This is a genomic window from Streptomyces sp. NPDC031274 (genome assembly GCF_055570235.1).
In genome coordinates this window covers 305,130-319,676 of the sequence record NZ_JBVIHP010000004.1, presented here as the reverse complement: position 1 = coordinate 319,676, position 14,547 = coordinate 305,130, and the positions used below count along the sequence as shown (strand labels likewise).

Sequence of the window (14,547 nt, the reverse complement as noted above, 5' to 3'; positions counted from 1 at the left end):
GAAGGCGGAACAGAACCATGGATCTCGGCGTGCGCTGGAGACTGCACGGCGACGGGCGCACCCCCGCGCCCGGAGCCGTCGTCCGTCCCGACGAGCGGCTCTCGTGGCCGCGGACCATCGGGCTCGGCGCCCAGCACGTCGTCGCCATGTTCGGCGCTTCGTTCGTGGCGCCCGTCCTGATGGGCCTCGACCCGAACCTCGCGATCATGATGTCGGGCGTCGCGACCGTCATCTTCCTGCTCGCCACGCGCGGTCGGGTGCCCAGCTATCTGGGCTGTTCGCTCTCCTTCGTGGGCGTGGCCGCCGTCATCCGCGCGCAGGGCGGCTCCTCCGCGACGGTGACGGGCGCGGTCTTCGTGGTCGGCGCCGCGCTGTTCCTGGTGGGCCTCGCCGTCCAGAGGTTCGGGGCGCGGATCATCCATGCCGCGATGCCCCCGATCGTCACCGGCGCCGTCGTCATGCTGATCGGCTTCAATCTGGCGCCGGTCACCGCTTCCACGTACTGGCCGCAGGACCAGTGGACGGCGCTCCTGGTGATGCTGTTCACCGGTTTGGCCGTGGTGTGCCTGCGCGGATTCTGGTCGCGCGTCGCGATCTTCCTGGGGCTGATCTTCGGGTACGTCCTGTCCTGGGTCCTCGACCTGACCTTCGGCAAGATCAACTCGGCGGACGGCTCGGGCAAGGTCGTCGACCACTGGCGCCTCGACCTCTCCGCCGTCGGCAACGCCGACTGGATCGGACTGCCGTCCTTCCACGCGCCGAGCTTCGAGTGGTCGGCGATCCTCGTCGCGCTGCCCGTCGTCATCGCGCTGGTCGCGGAGAACGCCGGGCACGTCAAGGCGGTCGGCGAGATGACCGGCGACAACCTGGACGGCAAGCTCGGCACGGCGATCTCCGCCGACGGCGCCGCGTCCATGCTCTCCACGGCGGTCGGCGGCCCGCCCAACACGACGTACTCCGAGAACATCGGCGTGATGGCGGCGACCCGCGTCTACTCCACGGCCGCGTACTGGGCCGCCGCGGGCTTCGCCCTGCTCTTCGGCCTCTGCCCCAAGTTCGGCGCGGTCGTGGCGGCCATCCCGGGCGGCGTGCTCGGCGGCATCACCGTCATCCTCTACGGCATGATCGGCCTGCTCGGCGCCCAGATCTGGATCAGCGCCGGGGTGGACCTGCGCAATCCGCTGAACCTGGTGCCTGCCGCGGCGGGCATCATCATCGGCGTCGGCGGTGTCTCGCTGAAGATCACGGACAACTTCGAGCTGAGCGGCATCGCGCTCGGCACGATCGTCGTGATCACGGGCTATCACGTCCTTCGCGCCTTCGCCCCGCCGCACCTCAAGTCGCAGGAACCGCTCCTCGACTCGGGCACGTCCTCGTACGACGACGCCGACGAGGTCCCGGAAACGGGCGCCGACGACTCTCAGCCGGGCGCCAAGTAGCAGGCCCTCCCCCAAAGGCACACACGGTCGCCGTTCCCTCGTTCTGGGGAAGCGGGCGGTGCGGCGGCACTCCGGCCCGCCCCGTGCTGGGAACCTGCCACCATGGCGCAGCTGGAGCGGTTCGCGGAGTGCACAGGCCCGGCACACGGGGTTGACGGCGTGGTGACGCGGATGCGCGCGCTGGGCGCCGGCTTCCCCTCGGGCGACGGGGTCGGGGTCTTCAACCGGGTCTATCTCTCGGTCACCGAGGAGGTCGCGCGGCAGGTCGAGAGCGGCCGTTTCCCGGACGCCGGAGCCGCGATCACGCTGGACGTCCTGTTCGCCGAGCGCTACCTGACGGCGGTCGACACGGTGGCCGCGGACCGCCGGCCGCCCGCCTGCTGGCGGCCGCTGTTCGAGCTCCGGCGCCATCCCGGCGTACGTCCCCTGCAGTTCGCGCTCGCGGGCATCAACGCGCACATCGGGCACGACCTTCCGCTGGCCGTCGTGGACACCTGTCGCGCACTCGGCTGCGAACCGGCGGACCTGGAGGACGAGTTCGACCGCGTGGGCGACATCCTCGTCTCACTGGAGGAGCGCATCCGCGAAGACCTCATGCCGGGCCCCGACCTCTTCCAGGTCGCCGACCCGCTCACCCATCTGCTCGGCTCCTGGAGTCTGGAGCGGGCCAGGGACAGCGCCTGGGCCACGGCACTGGCGATGCGTGCCCTGCACGACCTGCCCTCCGTCGCCGGGGCGTTCCGCGACCGCCTTGACGGAGCGGTCGGCCTGGTCGGCCGGATGCTCCTCACGCCCCTACCGGACTGATTCGGCCGCTTCGCGAGGGTCGCCGGATAACTCCCTTCCTGCCGCTGTACGTTGACGGCAGCGACCCCGGATGTGAAGGAGCACCAGCATGCCCACACGACTCGGACTCAGCCTCCCGCAGGGCCGGCAGTACAGCATCGGACGTGACGTCCCGGCGGTGGCCCGCGCGGCCGAGGAGATCGGGTACGAGAGCCTGTGGGTCTATGAGCGCGTCCTGTTCCCCGAGCCCGCGACACAGGGTCTGTACGGCATCGAGGGCCTGCCCTGGCCGGACACGTACCGCTCGGTGCCCGACCCGCTGATCACACTGACGCTGGCGGCGGCGGCCACGGAGCGGGCGCGCCTGGGCACCAGCGTCCTGGTCGCCCCGCTGCACGTGCCGTTCCAACTGGCGCGCTCCCTTGCCACGTTGGACGCGGCGAGCGGCGGCCGCGTCGTCGCGGGCCTCGGCACGGGCTGGTCGCACGACGAGTACGCGGCAGCGGCAGTGGCCCCCTTCAACAAGCGCGGCAAGGTCCTGGACGAGCTGATCGACGTCTGCCACGCGGTCTGGGGCCCGGACCCGGTGTCGTACGAAGGGGAGCTGACCACGATCGCGCCCTCCGTGGTCGGCCCGAAGCCCGCCCGTCCCATCCCGATCCTGCTGCCCGCCAACAGCCCCCGCGCCCAGCGCAGGCTCGTGGACCGCGCCGACGGCTGGATGCCGGTCGCCATGGGCGCCAAGGCGCTGGCCGAGCAGGCTCAGGCGCTGAAGGAACTGGCCGCCGAGCGGGGGCGCACCGCACCGGTCCAGAGCGTCCTGCGGGCCAACGCGCAGTACACCGCGAAGGCGCACGAGGGCGAGAAGCGCTCCCCCTTCCAGGGCAACGTCGCGCAGATCGTCGAGGACCTGGAGGCACACGCCTCGGTGGGCGCGGTCGAGGAGATCCTCATCGAGCTCCAGGGCAGCACGCGGGACGCGCAGGAGCTGAAGGATCTGGCGGCGGAGGTGTACGAGGCGGCGCGGGCGGCCGGGGTGTAAAGCGCCCCATAGGGGCGCGGGGAACCGCGCGACAGCCACGACCGGACCGCCCGGCGGATTCCCCCCGCGCCCCAAGGTGGGGCGGCGCTGCCTGTCAGTCCTCCGGCAGCTCGACGGGAGCGATCTCGTCGTACACGTCGCCGGGCCCGGGGTTGGTCGCGTCGGTCGCACCGCCGAAGTGGTGCATCACGCCCCACACCGCGTTCAGCGCCGTCTGCACAGCGCCCTCGGCCCAGCCCGCGGTCCAGGAGATGTCGTCACCGGCGAGGAAGATGCCCCGCTTGTCCTCGGGCAACGAGCCCTGCATGAAGTGCGTGAACAGGCGCCGCTGGTAGCGGTAGTGACCGGGCAGGTTCGCCTTGAAGGCGCCCATGAAGTAGGGCTCGTTCTCCCAGGACACGGTCACCGGGTTGCCGATGATGTGCTTGCGGATGTCGACCTTGGGATAGATCTCGCCGAGCGACTTGAGCATGACCTCCATGCGCTCCTGTCCCGACAGCGGCAGCCACTTGAGGCTGTCGTCGCACCAGGTGTAGGAGAGGCAGATGACGGCGGGCTTGTCCGGCCCGTCGTCGAGCAGGTAGGTACCGCGCGTCATCCGGTCGGTGAGCGTCATCGACATGACGTCACGGCCGGTCTGCTCGTCCTTGTCCAGCCAGAAGGGCCGGTCGACCGGCACGAAGAGCTTCGAGGACTCCATGTAGTGGGTCCGCTCCATCGCCGTCCAGTGGTCGATGGGGAAGAGCGTGTCGTCGCACGCGATCTTGGAGAGCAGCATCCAGGACTGGGCGGTGAAGATCGCCGCCCGGTAGGTGCGGATGTCGCCCGAGGAGTCGGTGACGGTGACGCGGTTGCCCGCGGTGCGGTCCAGACGGGTCACGGCGGGCTTCGGCACACCGCCCTCGTGCAGCGAGCTCAGGGACGTGCCGAGCCCCCAGTGCACGATCTTCTGCGGCTCGCGGTCCCACATCCGCAGCGGCAGCTGCTGGCTGCCGCCGACGATGCCGCGGTGGTGGTCGTCGGCCTCGGTGTAGACGACGCGCAGAATCTCCAGGATGGAGTTCGGGAAGTCGGTGTCCCAGCCGCCCGTGCCGAAGCCGACCTGGCCGAAGATCTCGCGGTGCCGGAAGGACTTGAAGGCCTCGGAGTCGCAGAGGAAGCCGTAGAAGGTCTGGTTGTCGAGCTTCTCGACGAGCTTGGACCAGATCTCGCGGATCTTCGGTACGTCGCGCTCGCGCAGGGCGCGGTTCATGTCGGAGAAGTCGGCGCCCTCCTCCAGGCAGGAGTTCCAGGCGTTCATCACGTCGCGGTAGACCTGCGGCAGGTCGTCGACGGAGGTGGCGTAGTGGGACTCGCCCTTGAGGTCGACGACCGTCGAGGGGGTCGACTCCGCGAGGGGGTTGGGGAACGGCTGGGTCTTGAGGCCCACCAGGTCGATGTAGTGCTGGAGCGCCGTCGAGGACGGCGGGAAGCGCATCGCGCCCATCTCGGCGGTCAGGTCGCCGTCACAGCCCTCGAACCCGACGGTGCGCAGCCGGCCGCCGATCTGGTCGGCCTCGTAGACGACGGGCTTGAGGCCCATCTTCATCAGTTCGTACGCCGCCACGATGCCGGAGAGGCCACCGCCGATGACCGCGACCTCCGTGCCGTGCTCGGTCGCGGGTATCTGGCCCAGGCCCGCCGGGTGGGCGAGGAAATCGTCGTACGCGTACGGGAAGTCCGGACCGAACATGGTGATCGGCGGCTGCGCGTCGGTGTGCTGGACGGCGGTGGGCACCGTGGACGTCATGGGGTACGGACTCCTTGCGGGAACGGCAGAACAGAAGAAGAAGGGGAGGCTCGGGGCTTCGCGAGGGGAGGGTCAGGTCAGGGACGCGTACAGCCCCGGGCGGCGGTCGCTCAGATAGGGGTTGGCCTCACGCGACGCGGCGAGGAAGACCGGGTCCGCGTCGGCGAACACCAGCTGCTCTTCCCGGCCGGCACGCGTGCGCGCGACTCCGTCGGGTCCTGCGAGCGTGGAGAGCCCGACGAACTCGAACTCCCCCTCCTTGCCGACCCGGTTGACGTAGGCGACGTACATCTGGTTCTCGAAGGCCCGCACCGGGACGACGGACTCGGCGACGAACTGGAAGGGGTGCATCTGGGCCGTGGGCACGAGCAGCAGGTCGGTGCCCGCGAGGGCGTGCGCGCGGACGTTCTCGGGGAACTCCACGTCGTAGCAGATCATCAGGCCGATCCGCAGACCGCCCAACTCGGCCTGGACGACGGCCTGTTCACCAGGGGTGAAGGAGTCGCGCTCGAAGCAGCCGAAGAGGTGGGTCTTGCGGTAATTGGCCAGGCGCGCGCCGTCGGGGCCGATCAGCTGGACGGAGTTGAAGACCTGCTGGCCGTCCCGCTCCGGGTAGCCGTAGGCGATCGCGACGCCGTGGCGTACGGCGCTCTCGGCGATCGCGGCGGCCGATGCCCCGTCGGCGGCCTCGGCGAGGCGCGGCACGTCGTCGCCGATGGCGTACCCGGTGAGGTACAGCTCGGGCGCCACCAGGAGGCCCGCGCCCGCCTCGGCGGCACGGGCGGCCGACTCGTCGAGCGCCTTCAGGTTGGCGGCGACGGAGCCGGGGCGGCCCGAGCTCTGGAGCAGGGCGGTGCGCAGCGGGGGCATGGCGGACCTCGGGGCGTACGAAGGGGCTGATGGGGATCGTTTAGACGGTACGGTCGACGGCCCTGGCCCGACAAGGCGCGAGCGTTGCGGGCCGCTGCTCGATCTGTTGCGCGTGTGGGGCCCTGATCGGTGATTCGTTGCGTGGCGGCATGCGACCGGGGTCGTAGCGTTGTCCACCGCCCGGCGCAGGGTGCGTGGGTGCCGCCCCCGCCGCATGGGGGAGGCGGATTGCCGCCCGTGGCCGGACGTGCCGGGACCCCCTGCCGCGAGAGCGTGATCTCGCCCGGAAGGACCGGGTGAACGGCCCGCATCAGGAGGCCACCAGTGAGCCGCGACGCAAGCACCGGCAGCCACACCCCTGCCCGCTTCACCAGCACCAGCACCCGCAGCCGCAGCCGTGTGATCGCCATCGGAACCGCCCTGCTGATCTGCGCCGGAGCCGCGGGAGCGGCCGTCGCCGCGGACGACGACGGACACGGCAACGGCGGACACGGCGACGGCGGGGCGCGCCAAGCCGCCGAGAGCCGCCCGCACATACAGAAGCGTGAGGCCGCCGCGCTCACCGGCACCGCGAAGCTGTACCGCAGGACCACCGAGGACGTGACGTTCACCTTCGACGCCCACCTCGCGCGGCGCCACAATATGCGCCCGGACAAGGCGACGGGCACCTTCCGCTTCGTCCACCTAGACAAGCCGGGCGGCAAGGGCGGCTGGGCCGAGGGACGTATCGACTGCCTGATGACGGGCGGCAAGGTCGCCACGGCCACCGGGATCATCACCGGCACCAACCTGAAGGACATCAAGGGCGGCCGGGTCGGCTTCAGCGTCCACGACCAGGGCAGGCACGACCGCGTGGGCTACAGCTGGGCCGCGGTGGGCGGCCCCGACGGGACCAAGAAGCTGACCAAGTGCACGAGCTCGGCGCCCTTCGAGAAGGTCAAGAAGGGCACGGGCGACTTTCGCGTGCGGCCCTGGCACCTGACGTACCCGACCGGCTGACAGGCGCCGGGCCCACCCGTACGGGGGTCGGGCGGGCCCGGCGTCTCCGCCTCACGAACCAGCCGTTCCCCGCCGCGCGGCGGAGGCGGACACCCCTCTCGCGCACGATGCACCGGGCGCCGGTCCAGGGGAGTGTGGATCACGCCCGGGAGGACCGGGCGGACCACAGCCAGACGGGGGCCACACATGCACCGCCGCTCCACTCTCATCCGGATCGTCGCCGTAGGCGCCACGTTCCTCGCGCTCGCCGGAGCCGCGGGCTCCGCGACAGCGTCGGACGCACCGCATCCCGGGCGCGAGGCCGCCGCCGTGACCGGAACCGCCAAGCTGGACCGGCCTCCCGGCGACAACGCCACCATCACGTTCGACGCCCATCTGGACGCGACGGACAAGAACGACCCGGGCAAGGCGCACGGCACCGTCAAGCTCAGCCACTACATGGAGAACCCCGAGTTCGGCGGCTCCGCCGAGGCCCGCGTGGACTGTCTGCTGACCGGCGGAAAGGTCGCCACGGTGTCGGCGGTCATCACGAAGGCGGACGGCGGCCTCAAAGGGGCGGTCGGCAAGCGCGTCGGCATGACCGTCCACGACCAGGGCGAGCAGGACCGCTTCGGCTACAGCTGGGCCATGGTCGGCATCCCGAACGACCTGCCGGACGACATGCCCAAGTGCGTGAGCGCGGCCCCGTTCGACAAGACCAAGCCGGGCAGCGGCGATCTCCACGTACGCCCGATGGATCCGCGTCCTTAAGGGGCGCGGGGAACTGCGCCACAAGCCACAGCGGACCCGCCCGCGGCCCAGGGTCTAAGCAGGCGCCCCGGAAGAGAACCGCCGCATCAAGGGCGAGAGGACGAGGACGGACTTCGTCCGCTCGACGAAATGCTCGCCCGCGATCCGCTCCAGTACGCGCTCGAAATGCCGCATGTCAGCGGCGAAGACCTGGACGACCGCGTCCGCCTCCCCGGTGACGGTGGAAGCGGACGCGATCTCCGGATACCTCTCCAGACCCCGCCGAATCGCCTCCGGCGAGGTGTTGCGACGGCAGTAGATCTCGATGAACCCCTCGGTCTCCCAGCCGAGCGCGGCCGGGTCGACCCGCACGGTGAATCCCGTGATGGCGCCCGTCTCCCGGAGCCGGTCCACGCGCCGCTTGACGGCGGGCGCGGAGAGCCCGACCAGCTGGCCGATGTCGGCGTAGGAACGGCGGGCGTCCTCGGCGAGGGCGTGCACGATGCGTTCGTCGAGATCGTTCAGTCGCACTGGGGGTGGATCACTTCTCTGCGGAGGCCAATCGGGAGCGGCTCATGCCGTAAAGGAAGTAGAACACGAGGCCGACGGCCATCCAGACACCGAAGACGATCCAGGTGATGGAGTCGAGGCTGAACATGTTGTACGCGCAGAATCCGAAGCCGAGCACCGGGAAGAGCCAGCCGAGCGGCACCCGGAACGTGCGCGGCATGTCCGGGCGTGTCCGGCGCAGCACGATGACCGCGATGTTGACCAGGCCGAAGGCGAAGAGCGTACCGATGCTGGTGGCGTCGACGAGCTTGCCGAGCGGGATCACGGAGGCGAGCGCGGCGCAGAACAGCGACACGATGACCGTGTTCACGCGGGGCGTGCCCGTCTTCCTGCTGACCTTGCCGAACACCTTGGGGACCAGGCCGTCGCGGGACATGGCGAACAGGACGCGGGTCTGGCCGTAGAGGACGGTCAGGACGACGGACGCGATGGAGATGACCGCGCCAGCGGCGAGCAGCGTGCCCCAGAAGCTCTGGCCGCTGACGTCGTTCATGATCGCGGCGAGCGTGGCCTCCGAGCCCTCGAAGTCCTTCCAGTTCCAGGCGCCGACGGCGACGGCCGCGACCAGGACGTAGAGCGCCGTGACGATGATCAGCGACAGCATGATCGCGCGGGGCAGGTCGCGCTGCGGGTTCTTCGCTTCCTCACCGGCGGTGGAGGCGGCGTCGAAGCCGATGTACGAGAAGAAGAGGCTCGCGGCGGCGGCGCTGACGCCGGCCGTGCCGAGCGGCATGAAGTCGGAGTAGTTGCCGGACTTGAAACCCATGAAACCGATGGTGCAGAAGAGCGCGAGCGCCGCGATCTTCACGATGACCATGATCGTGTTGGCCCGCGCCGACTCCTTGGCGCCGCCGAGCAGGAACACCATGGCGAGCAGGACGACGATCAGGCCGGGCAGGTTGATGAAGCCGCCCTCGCCGGGTGCCGAGGAGAGCACGTCCGGGATGGTGACGCCGATGGTGCCGTCGAGCAGCTCGTTGAGGTACTCGCCCCAGCCGACGGCGACGGCGGCGACCGAGACGCCGTACTCCAGGACCAGGCACCAGCCGCAGACCCAGGCGACGAGTTCACCCATCGTTGCGTACGCGTACGAGTACGAGGATCCCGCGACCGGGATGGAGCCCGCCAGCTCGGCGTAGGAGAGCGCGGAGAAGAGAGCCGTGAGGCCCGCGAGCACGAAGGACAGGGTCACGGCGGGCCCGGCCTTGGGGACGCTCTCGCCGAGGACGACGAAGATGCCGGTGCCGAGCGTGGCGCCGATGCTGATCATCGTCAGCTGCCACATGCCGAGGGAGCGCCGCAGCGAGCCGCCTTCACCCTGGCCGCCCTCCGCGACCAGGAGTTCCACCGGCTTGCGCCGCATCAAGCGGCCGCCGAACCCCCTGGCCCCCGAGGGGTTCGGGCGGCCTTGCGGGGGTGCGCCTTGGTCGAGCACGCGTGGCTCCTTCATCGCTGCCGGTCAGGGGCGGCGGGACCCGCGGCAGCTCCCACGCATGATCGGGGACCGCCGAGCAGGCGGGCCCCGCCACACCACGTACAGCGGATGACTCTATGAGGCGAGCTTCACATACGTAATGGAGCAACCTTGCGCGGCCCCGCACGATCGTTGCGTACTTCCCCTCCCCGCGGGTCTTCGTTGCGCGGTCCGATTCGTCCGTTGCGTGCCGGGGCGCCCGGCACGTGGTTGACACTTCGTCAGATCTGCCTCATCGTGCACCCCGGTCGAGCCGAGCGCGCACCGCAGGACGGTCGAGAGGGAGGCAGCAGGCCATGGACCTCGATGTGCTGTACGAGATCGACGTACCGAAGCCCTGGCACGGACCCCATCCGCACGGCCAGCGCACCGCCGAGCAGCGTGCCTACCGCGAGGCCGTGGAACAGATCCGGCTCGCGGACCGCGTCGGCTTCCGCACGGTGTGGGCCGTGGAGCACCACTTCCGCGAGGGCCGCTCGCACTGCCCCGCGCCCGAGGTCCTGCTCGGGCATCTCGCGGCGCTCACCGAGCGGATACGGCTCGGCTTCGGCGTCACGCTCACCCCCTTCGGCTTCACTCCCCCGCAGCGGATCGCGGAGAAGGTGGCGGCGGTGGACGTGCTCTCGGACGGGCGCGTGGAGTGGGGCACGGGACGGTCGACGCCCATGGAACAGACGGCCTTCGGCGTCGACCGCGAGCAGTCGCGGTCCGACTGGCGCGAGGCGATCGAGATCGTGACGGGCATGTGGCGCGAGGAGTACTTCGCCTACGAGTCGGAGCGCTTCACCTTCCCCCGGCGGATGGTCACCCCCAAGCCGGTCCAGGACCCGCACCCACCCTGCTGGATGGCGGCCACGTCCCCCGGTTCGGCGGAGGTGGCGGGCGCGGCGGGCCTCGGTCTGCTCTCCTTCTCGATCATGCAGCCGCTCGACGCGATGGCCCGCCAGGTCGCCGCCTACCGCGCGGCGGCGCGCACACCCGCGCCGATCACGGACGTCACCACGGACCGCGTCAGCGCGTACACGCTGGTGCACGTGGCGGACCGCCCCTCGCAGCGGGTCTGGGACTCGGTGGCCTGGTGGTACCGGAACCTGGCCCAGTTCACGCTCGACTGGGAACTTCCACACCTGACCCCCGACGAGCGCGAGCGGACCTTCCCTCTGCTCACCCCGATCATCGAAGGGAGCGTCCCCGTCGAGGAGTTCAACGACGGCGACATGATCCTCATCGGCGACGCGCAGACCATCGTCCGCAAGGCCAAGCGCTACGCCGACCTCGGCATCGACCAGCTCATCTGCTACGTCCAGTGGGGCTACCTGGAGCACCAGGAGATCCTGCGCACGATCGAGATCCTGGGCAAGGAAGTCATCCCGGAGCTCGCGTCGTACCGGCCCCGGCGGGCGACACCGTGAGCGAACCGCTCGACACCTCCCCCGTCCCCGACTACGCCGCCCTGCACCGCCTGGACGGCCGCGCGTTCATCCTGCTCGGCGCGGGCAACGGCATCGGCCGCCAGACGGCGCACGCGCTCACGGCGGCGGGCGCGCGGGTCCTGTGCGTGGATCTCGACAAGGGCCGCGCCGAGGCGGTCGCGGCCGAGACGGGCGGCATCGCGTACGTCGCCGACGTGACGCGGCGCGAAGAGATGCGGGATCTCTTCACTTACGCGCGCCGGGAGTTGGGCGAGATCGGCGGTGTCGTCGACATCGTCGGCATGGCCCGCTACACGCCGCTGGACGAACTCGACGACGCGTCCTGGGACTGGCACTTCTCCCTCGTCCTGCGGCACGCCTGGCTCGCGGTCCAGTACGGCGGCGAGGCGCTCGCCGAGGCGGGCGGCGGCCCCCTGGTCTTCGTGGCGTCGGTCTCGGGCCTGACGGCGGCGCCCCTGCACGCCGCGTACGGCGCGGCCAAGGCGGGCCTGATCTCCCTGGTCCGCTCGGCGGCGGTGGAGTACGGCCCACGCCGGGTGCGGGTGAACGCGGTGGCGCCCGGCGTCGTCTGGACGCCGCGTGTGGCGGGCCTGATCGGCGAGGAGGGCCGCGCGCGGAACGCCCGCAACGCCCCGCTCGACCGCGTGGCCGAGACCTCGGACATCGCCTCCGCCCTGCTCTTCTTCGCCTCGCCGCTCTCCTCCTACGTCACCGGACAGACGCTCGTCGTGGACGGCGGGGTCGGCGTGAAGTTCCCCTATCCGACCATCGGGGGCGCGCGGTGAGGGAGTTCGTGCGCGGTGCGGCCTGGTGGACCGAGGACGGCCGGGTGGTGCGCGCCGACCCGGCCGACCGGGAGCGGCTGCCCGGGGACACGTGGGAGCGGGCGGGTGTCCCGGCCGGGGTGCGGCTCGAGTTCACGGCGCGCGGAGTGAGCGCGGTGGAGATCGCGTACACCGCCACTGCGCCATCCACAGCGGACTCGTATCGCACGGCGCCCGCGGTGTTCACGCTCCTCGCGGGCGAGGCCGCCATCGACACGCCCGCGTGCCCCGGCGACCAGCGCCGGACGCTGATCCATCTCCCTCACCCCGACGGCGAGTTCACCCTGCACCTGCCGGAATCGCTCCGACCCGCCCTGCACGGAGTGCGCCCGGTCGACGGCACCTTGACGCCTGCCGCCCGTCGTCCGCGCTGGCTCGTCCACGGCGACTCGATCGCGGAGGGCTGGTCGGCCACGCGGCCCCATCTGGCGTGGCCCGCGCTGGCGGGACGGGTGCTCGGCGTGGATTCGGTGAACCTCGGATACGCGGGCGCGGCGCGCGGAGAGCTCGCGACGGCCGAGCAACTCGCCTCGCTGGAGGCCGACTTGCTCACCGTCGCCTTCGGCACGAACTGCTGGTCGCGTACGCCGCATTCGGCGGGGCTGCTGTACGAGACGGCGCGGGCGTTCCTGGACCTGGTGCGCCAGGGCCACCCGGACGCTCCCCTCCTGGTCGTCTCCCCGGTCGTGCGCCCGGACGCCGAGACGACACCGAACACCCTCGGCGCCACACTCGGGGAGCTACGGACCGCCGTGGAGCGGGCTGCACGGGACGCGGGGGCGGACCTGCTGCCGGGCGCCGGGCTGCTGCGCGCCGGGCACTTGGTGGACGGGGTGCATCCGGGCGACGCGGGCCACGAGCTGCTGGCGAAGGCGGTCGTATCAGCGCCCCGCGAGAGCGCGGGGCGCTGCGCGACCGGTCACAACGAACCCGCGGACGAGTGGCACAGCTCCCCGCGGGCCCGGCCTGACCCGAACGAGAGGCCCTAGCTCCAGCTGGCGTGCAGAGGCTTGCCCTCCGCGTAGCCCGCGGCGCTCTGCACACCCACGGTCGCCCGCTCGGCGAACTCCGCGAGCGAACCGGCACCGGCATACGTGCAGGAGGAACGGACACCCGCGATGATCGAGTCGATCAGGTCCTCGACACCGGGACGCTCCGGGTCCAGGAACATCCGCGAGGTCGAGATGCCCTCCTCGAAGAGCGCCTTGCGGGCACGGTCGTACGCCGACTCCTCGCTCGTGCGGTTCTTCACAGCACGCGCCGACGCCATGCCGAACGACTCCTTGTAGAGGCGGCCGTTGGCGTCCTGCTGCAGGTCGCCCGGGGACTCGTACGTCCCGGCGAACCACGAACCGATCATGACGTTCGACGCACCGGCGGCCAGCGCCATGGCGACGTCACGGGGGTGCCGGACACCGCCGTCGGCCCACACGTGCTTGCCGAACTTGGCGGCTTCGGCGGCGCATTCGAGCACCGCGGAGAACTGCGGGCGGCCGACGCCGGTCATCATGCGCGTGGTGCACATGGCACCGGGGCCCACGCCGACCTTGATGATGTCGGCACCGGCCTCGATCAGGTCGCGTACGCCCTCGGCGGCGACGATGTTGCCCGCGACGATCGGCACCTGCGGGTCGAGCGCGCGCACGGCCTTCACCGCGGCGATCATCGACTCCTGGTGGCCGTGCGCGGTGTCCACGACGAGCGTGTCGGCGCCCGCGTCGAGGAGCTGCTTGGCCTTGGTCGCGACGTCGCCGTTGATGCCGACGGCGGCGGCGATGCGCAGCTTGCCGTTGGCGTCCAGGGCGGGCGAGTAGAGGGTCGCGCGCAGGGCGCCCGTGCGGGTCAGGATGCCGGCGAGGCGGCCGTCCTTGCCCACGGCGGGGGCGTAGCGGCGGTTGGCGGCGTCCAGCTTGTTGAAGGCGTCGCGCGGGTCGATGTCCGCGTCGAGCAGCACGAGGTCCTTCGACATGACCTCGGAGATCTGGGTGAAGCGGTCGACGCCGTTCAGGTCCGTGTCGGTGACGACGCCGACCGGCTTCTGGTCGGCGTCCACGACCACGGCCGCGTTGTGCGCGCGCTTGGAGAGCAGGGCGAGCGCGTCGGCGACGGTCTGCGTGGGGGCCAGGACGATGGGGGTGTCCAGGACGTGGTGGCGCGTCTTGACCCAGGAGATGACCTCGGTGACGACCTCGATCGGAATGTCCTGCGGGATCACGACGAGACCGCCGCGGCGGGCGACCGTCTCGGCCATCCGGCGCCCGGCGATCGCGGTCATGTTCGCGACGACCAGCGGGATCGTGGTGCCGGTGCCGTCCGGGGCGGAGAGGTCCACACCCTGACGCGATCCGACGGCGGAGCGCCGCGGCACCATGAAGACGTCGTCGTACGTCAGGTCGTACGCAGGCTGGATGTCATTGAGGAAACGCACGTGCTGCTCATCCCAGTCGATCAGAGGTGGCCCCCGGACAGTTAGGCCGAGGGAAAAGCACGTACTTCAGTGTCCCATGTCCGGGGCGATGTGCCGCCTGGGATGATCACCCAGGCGGGGCGCAGGAGCCCTGGTCGGATCCTCCAAGAACCGGCCACGACGGT

13 protein-coding genes are annotated in these 14,547 nt (G+C 71.0%); 8 read left to right on the top strand and 5 right to left on the bottom strand.

Annotation, left to right across the window (positions count from 1 at the left end; genetic code table 11):
- Positions 1–17: 17 nt before the first annotated feature.
- The 3 genes from ACZ5CR_RS09680 (at position 18) to ACZ5CR_RS09670 (ending at position 3,267) form a co-directional block, all read left to right on the top strand.
- Complete coding sequence (locus ACZ5CR_RS09680) at positions 18–1,439, top strand: uracil-xanthine permease family protein (protein WP_468855394.1); 1,422 nt, start codon at positions 18–20, stop codon at positions 1,437–1,439.
- 102 nt (positions 1,440–1,541) lie between these two features.
- Positions 1,542–2,246, top strand: coding sequence for a DUF5995 family protein (locus ACZ5CR_RS09675; RefSeq protein ID WP_468855391.1), 705 nt, complete (start codon positions 1,542–1,544; stop codon positions 2,244–2,246).
- A gap of 88 nt (positions 2,247–2,334) precedes the next feature.
- Entirely contained in the window at positions 2,335–3,267 is a 933-nt protein-coding gene (locus ACZ5CR_RS09670; protein WP_468855390.1) for an LLM class F420-dependent oxidoreductase, read from the top strand.
- 94 nt (positions 3,268–3,361) lie between these two features.
- Here the strand turns inward: ACZ5CR_RS09670 and ACZ5CR_RS09665 are convergent, their stop codons facing one another.
- Positions 3,362–5,056: a flavin monoamine oxidase family protein gene (locus ACZ5CR_RS09665; protein ID WP_468855387.1), complete on the bottom strand. Its 1,695-nt coding sequence runs from the start codon at positions 5,054–5,056 to the stop codon at positions 3,362–3,364.
- A 72-nt stretch (positions 5,057–5,128) separates the two neighbouring features.
- Positions 5,129–5,917, bottom strand: a complete 789-nt coding sequence (locus ACZ5CR_RS09660) for a carbon-nitrogen hydrolase family protein (RefSeq protein ID WP_468855530.1) — start codon at positions 5,915–5,917, stop codon at positions 5,129–5,131.
- A 333-nt stretch (positions 5,918–6,250) separates the two neighbouring features.
- On the opposite strand from ACZ5CR_RS09660, the gene ACZ5CR_RS09655 reads away from it, so the two are divergent.
- A complete protein-coding gene (locus ACZ5CR_RS09655) occupies positions 6,251–6,925 on the top strand; it encodes a Repetin (protein WP_468855384.1) in 675 nt (224 codons plus the stop codon).
- Between the two features lie 186 nt (positions 6,926–7,111).
- Positions 7,112–7,675, top strand: coding sequence for a Repetin (locus ACZ5CR_RS09650; RefSeq protein ID WP_468855381.1), 564 nt, complete (start codon positions 7,112–7,114; stop codon positions 7,673–7,675).
- A gap of 54 nt (positions 7,676–7,729) precedes the next feature.
- Here ACZ5CR_RS09650 and ACZ5CR_RS09645 read toward each other — a convergent pair whose 3' ends face one another.
- Entirely contained in the window at positions 7,730–8,185 is a 456-nt protein-coding gene (locus ACZ5CR_RS09645; protein WP_160503743.1) for an AsnC family transcriptional regulator, read from the bottom strand.
- Positions 8,186–8,195: 10 nt separating this feature from the next.
- Positions 8,196–9,659: an amino acid permease gene (locus tag ACZ5CR_RS09640; protein WP_468855379.1), complete on the bottom strand. Its 1,464-nt coding sequence runs from the start codon at positions 9,657–9,659 to the stop codon at positions 8,196–8,198.
- Positions 9,660–9,994: 335 nt separating this feature from the next.
- Between ACZ5CR_RS09640 and ACZ5CR_RS09635 the strand changes: the two genes are divergently transcribed.
- Genes ACZ5CR_RS09635 through ACZ5CR_RS09625 form a run of 3 tightly spaced genes read left to right on the top strand, consistent with a single transcriptional unit; the run spans position 9,995 to position 12,944 of the window.
- The gene (locus ACZ5CR_RS09635; RefSeq protein ID WP_468855377.1) at positions 9,995–11,110 is read left to right on the top strand and encodes an LLM class flavin-dependent oxidoreductase; all 1,116 of its coding nucleotides are present in this window, start codon (positions 9,995–9,997) and stop codon (positions 11,108–11,110) included.
- Positions 11,107–11,916 (top strand): SDR family NAD(P)-dependent oxidoreductase, encoded by an 810-nt coding sequence (locus ACZ5CR_RS09630; RefSeq protein ID WP_468855376.1) that lies wholly within the window; start codon positions 11,107–11,109, stop codon positions 11,914–11,916. Before ACZ5CR_RS09635 ends, ACZ5CR_RS09630 begins: the two co-directional genes overlap by 4 nt.
- Entirely contained in the window at positions 11,913–12,944 is a 1,032-nt protein-coding gene (locus tag ACZ5CR_RS09625) for a GDSL-type esterase/lipase family protein (RefSeq protein ID WP_468855375.1), read from the top strand. Before ACZ5CR_RS09630 ends, ACZ5CR_RS09625 begins: the two co-directional genes overlap by 4 nt.
- On the opposite strand, the gene ACZ5CR_RS09620 is transcribed toward ACZ5CR_RS09625, so the two are convergent.
- Positions 12,941–14,383, bottom strand: coding sequence for a GuaB1 family IMP dehydrogenase-related protein (locus tag ACZ5CR_RS09620; protein WP_468855373.1), 1,443 nt, complete (start codon positions 14,381–14,383; stop codon positions 12,941–12,943). The two genes, ACZ5CR_RS09625 and ACZ5CR_RS09620, sit on opposite strands and share 4 nt — an antisense overlap.
- Between the last annotated feature and the right edge of the window lie 164 nt (positions 14,384–14,547).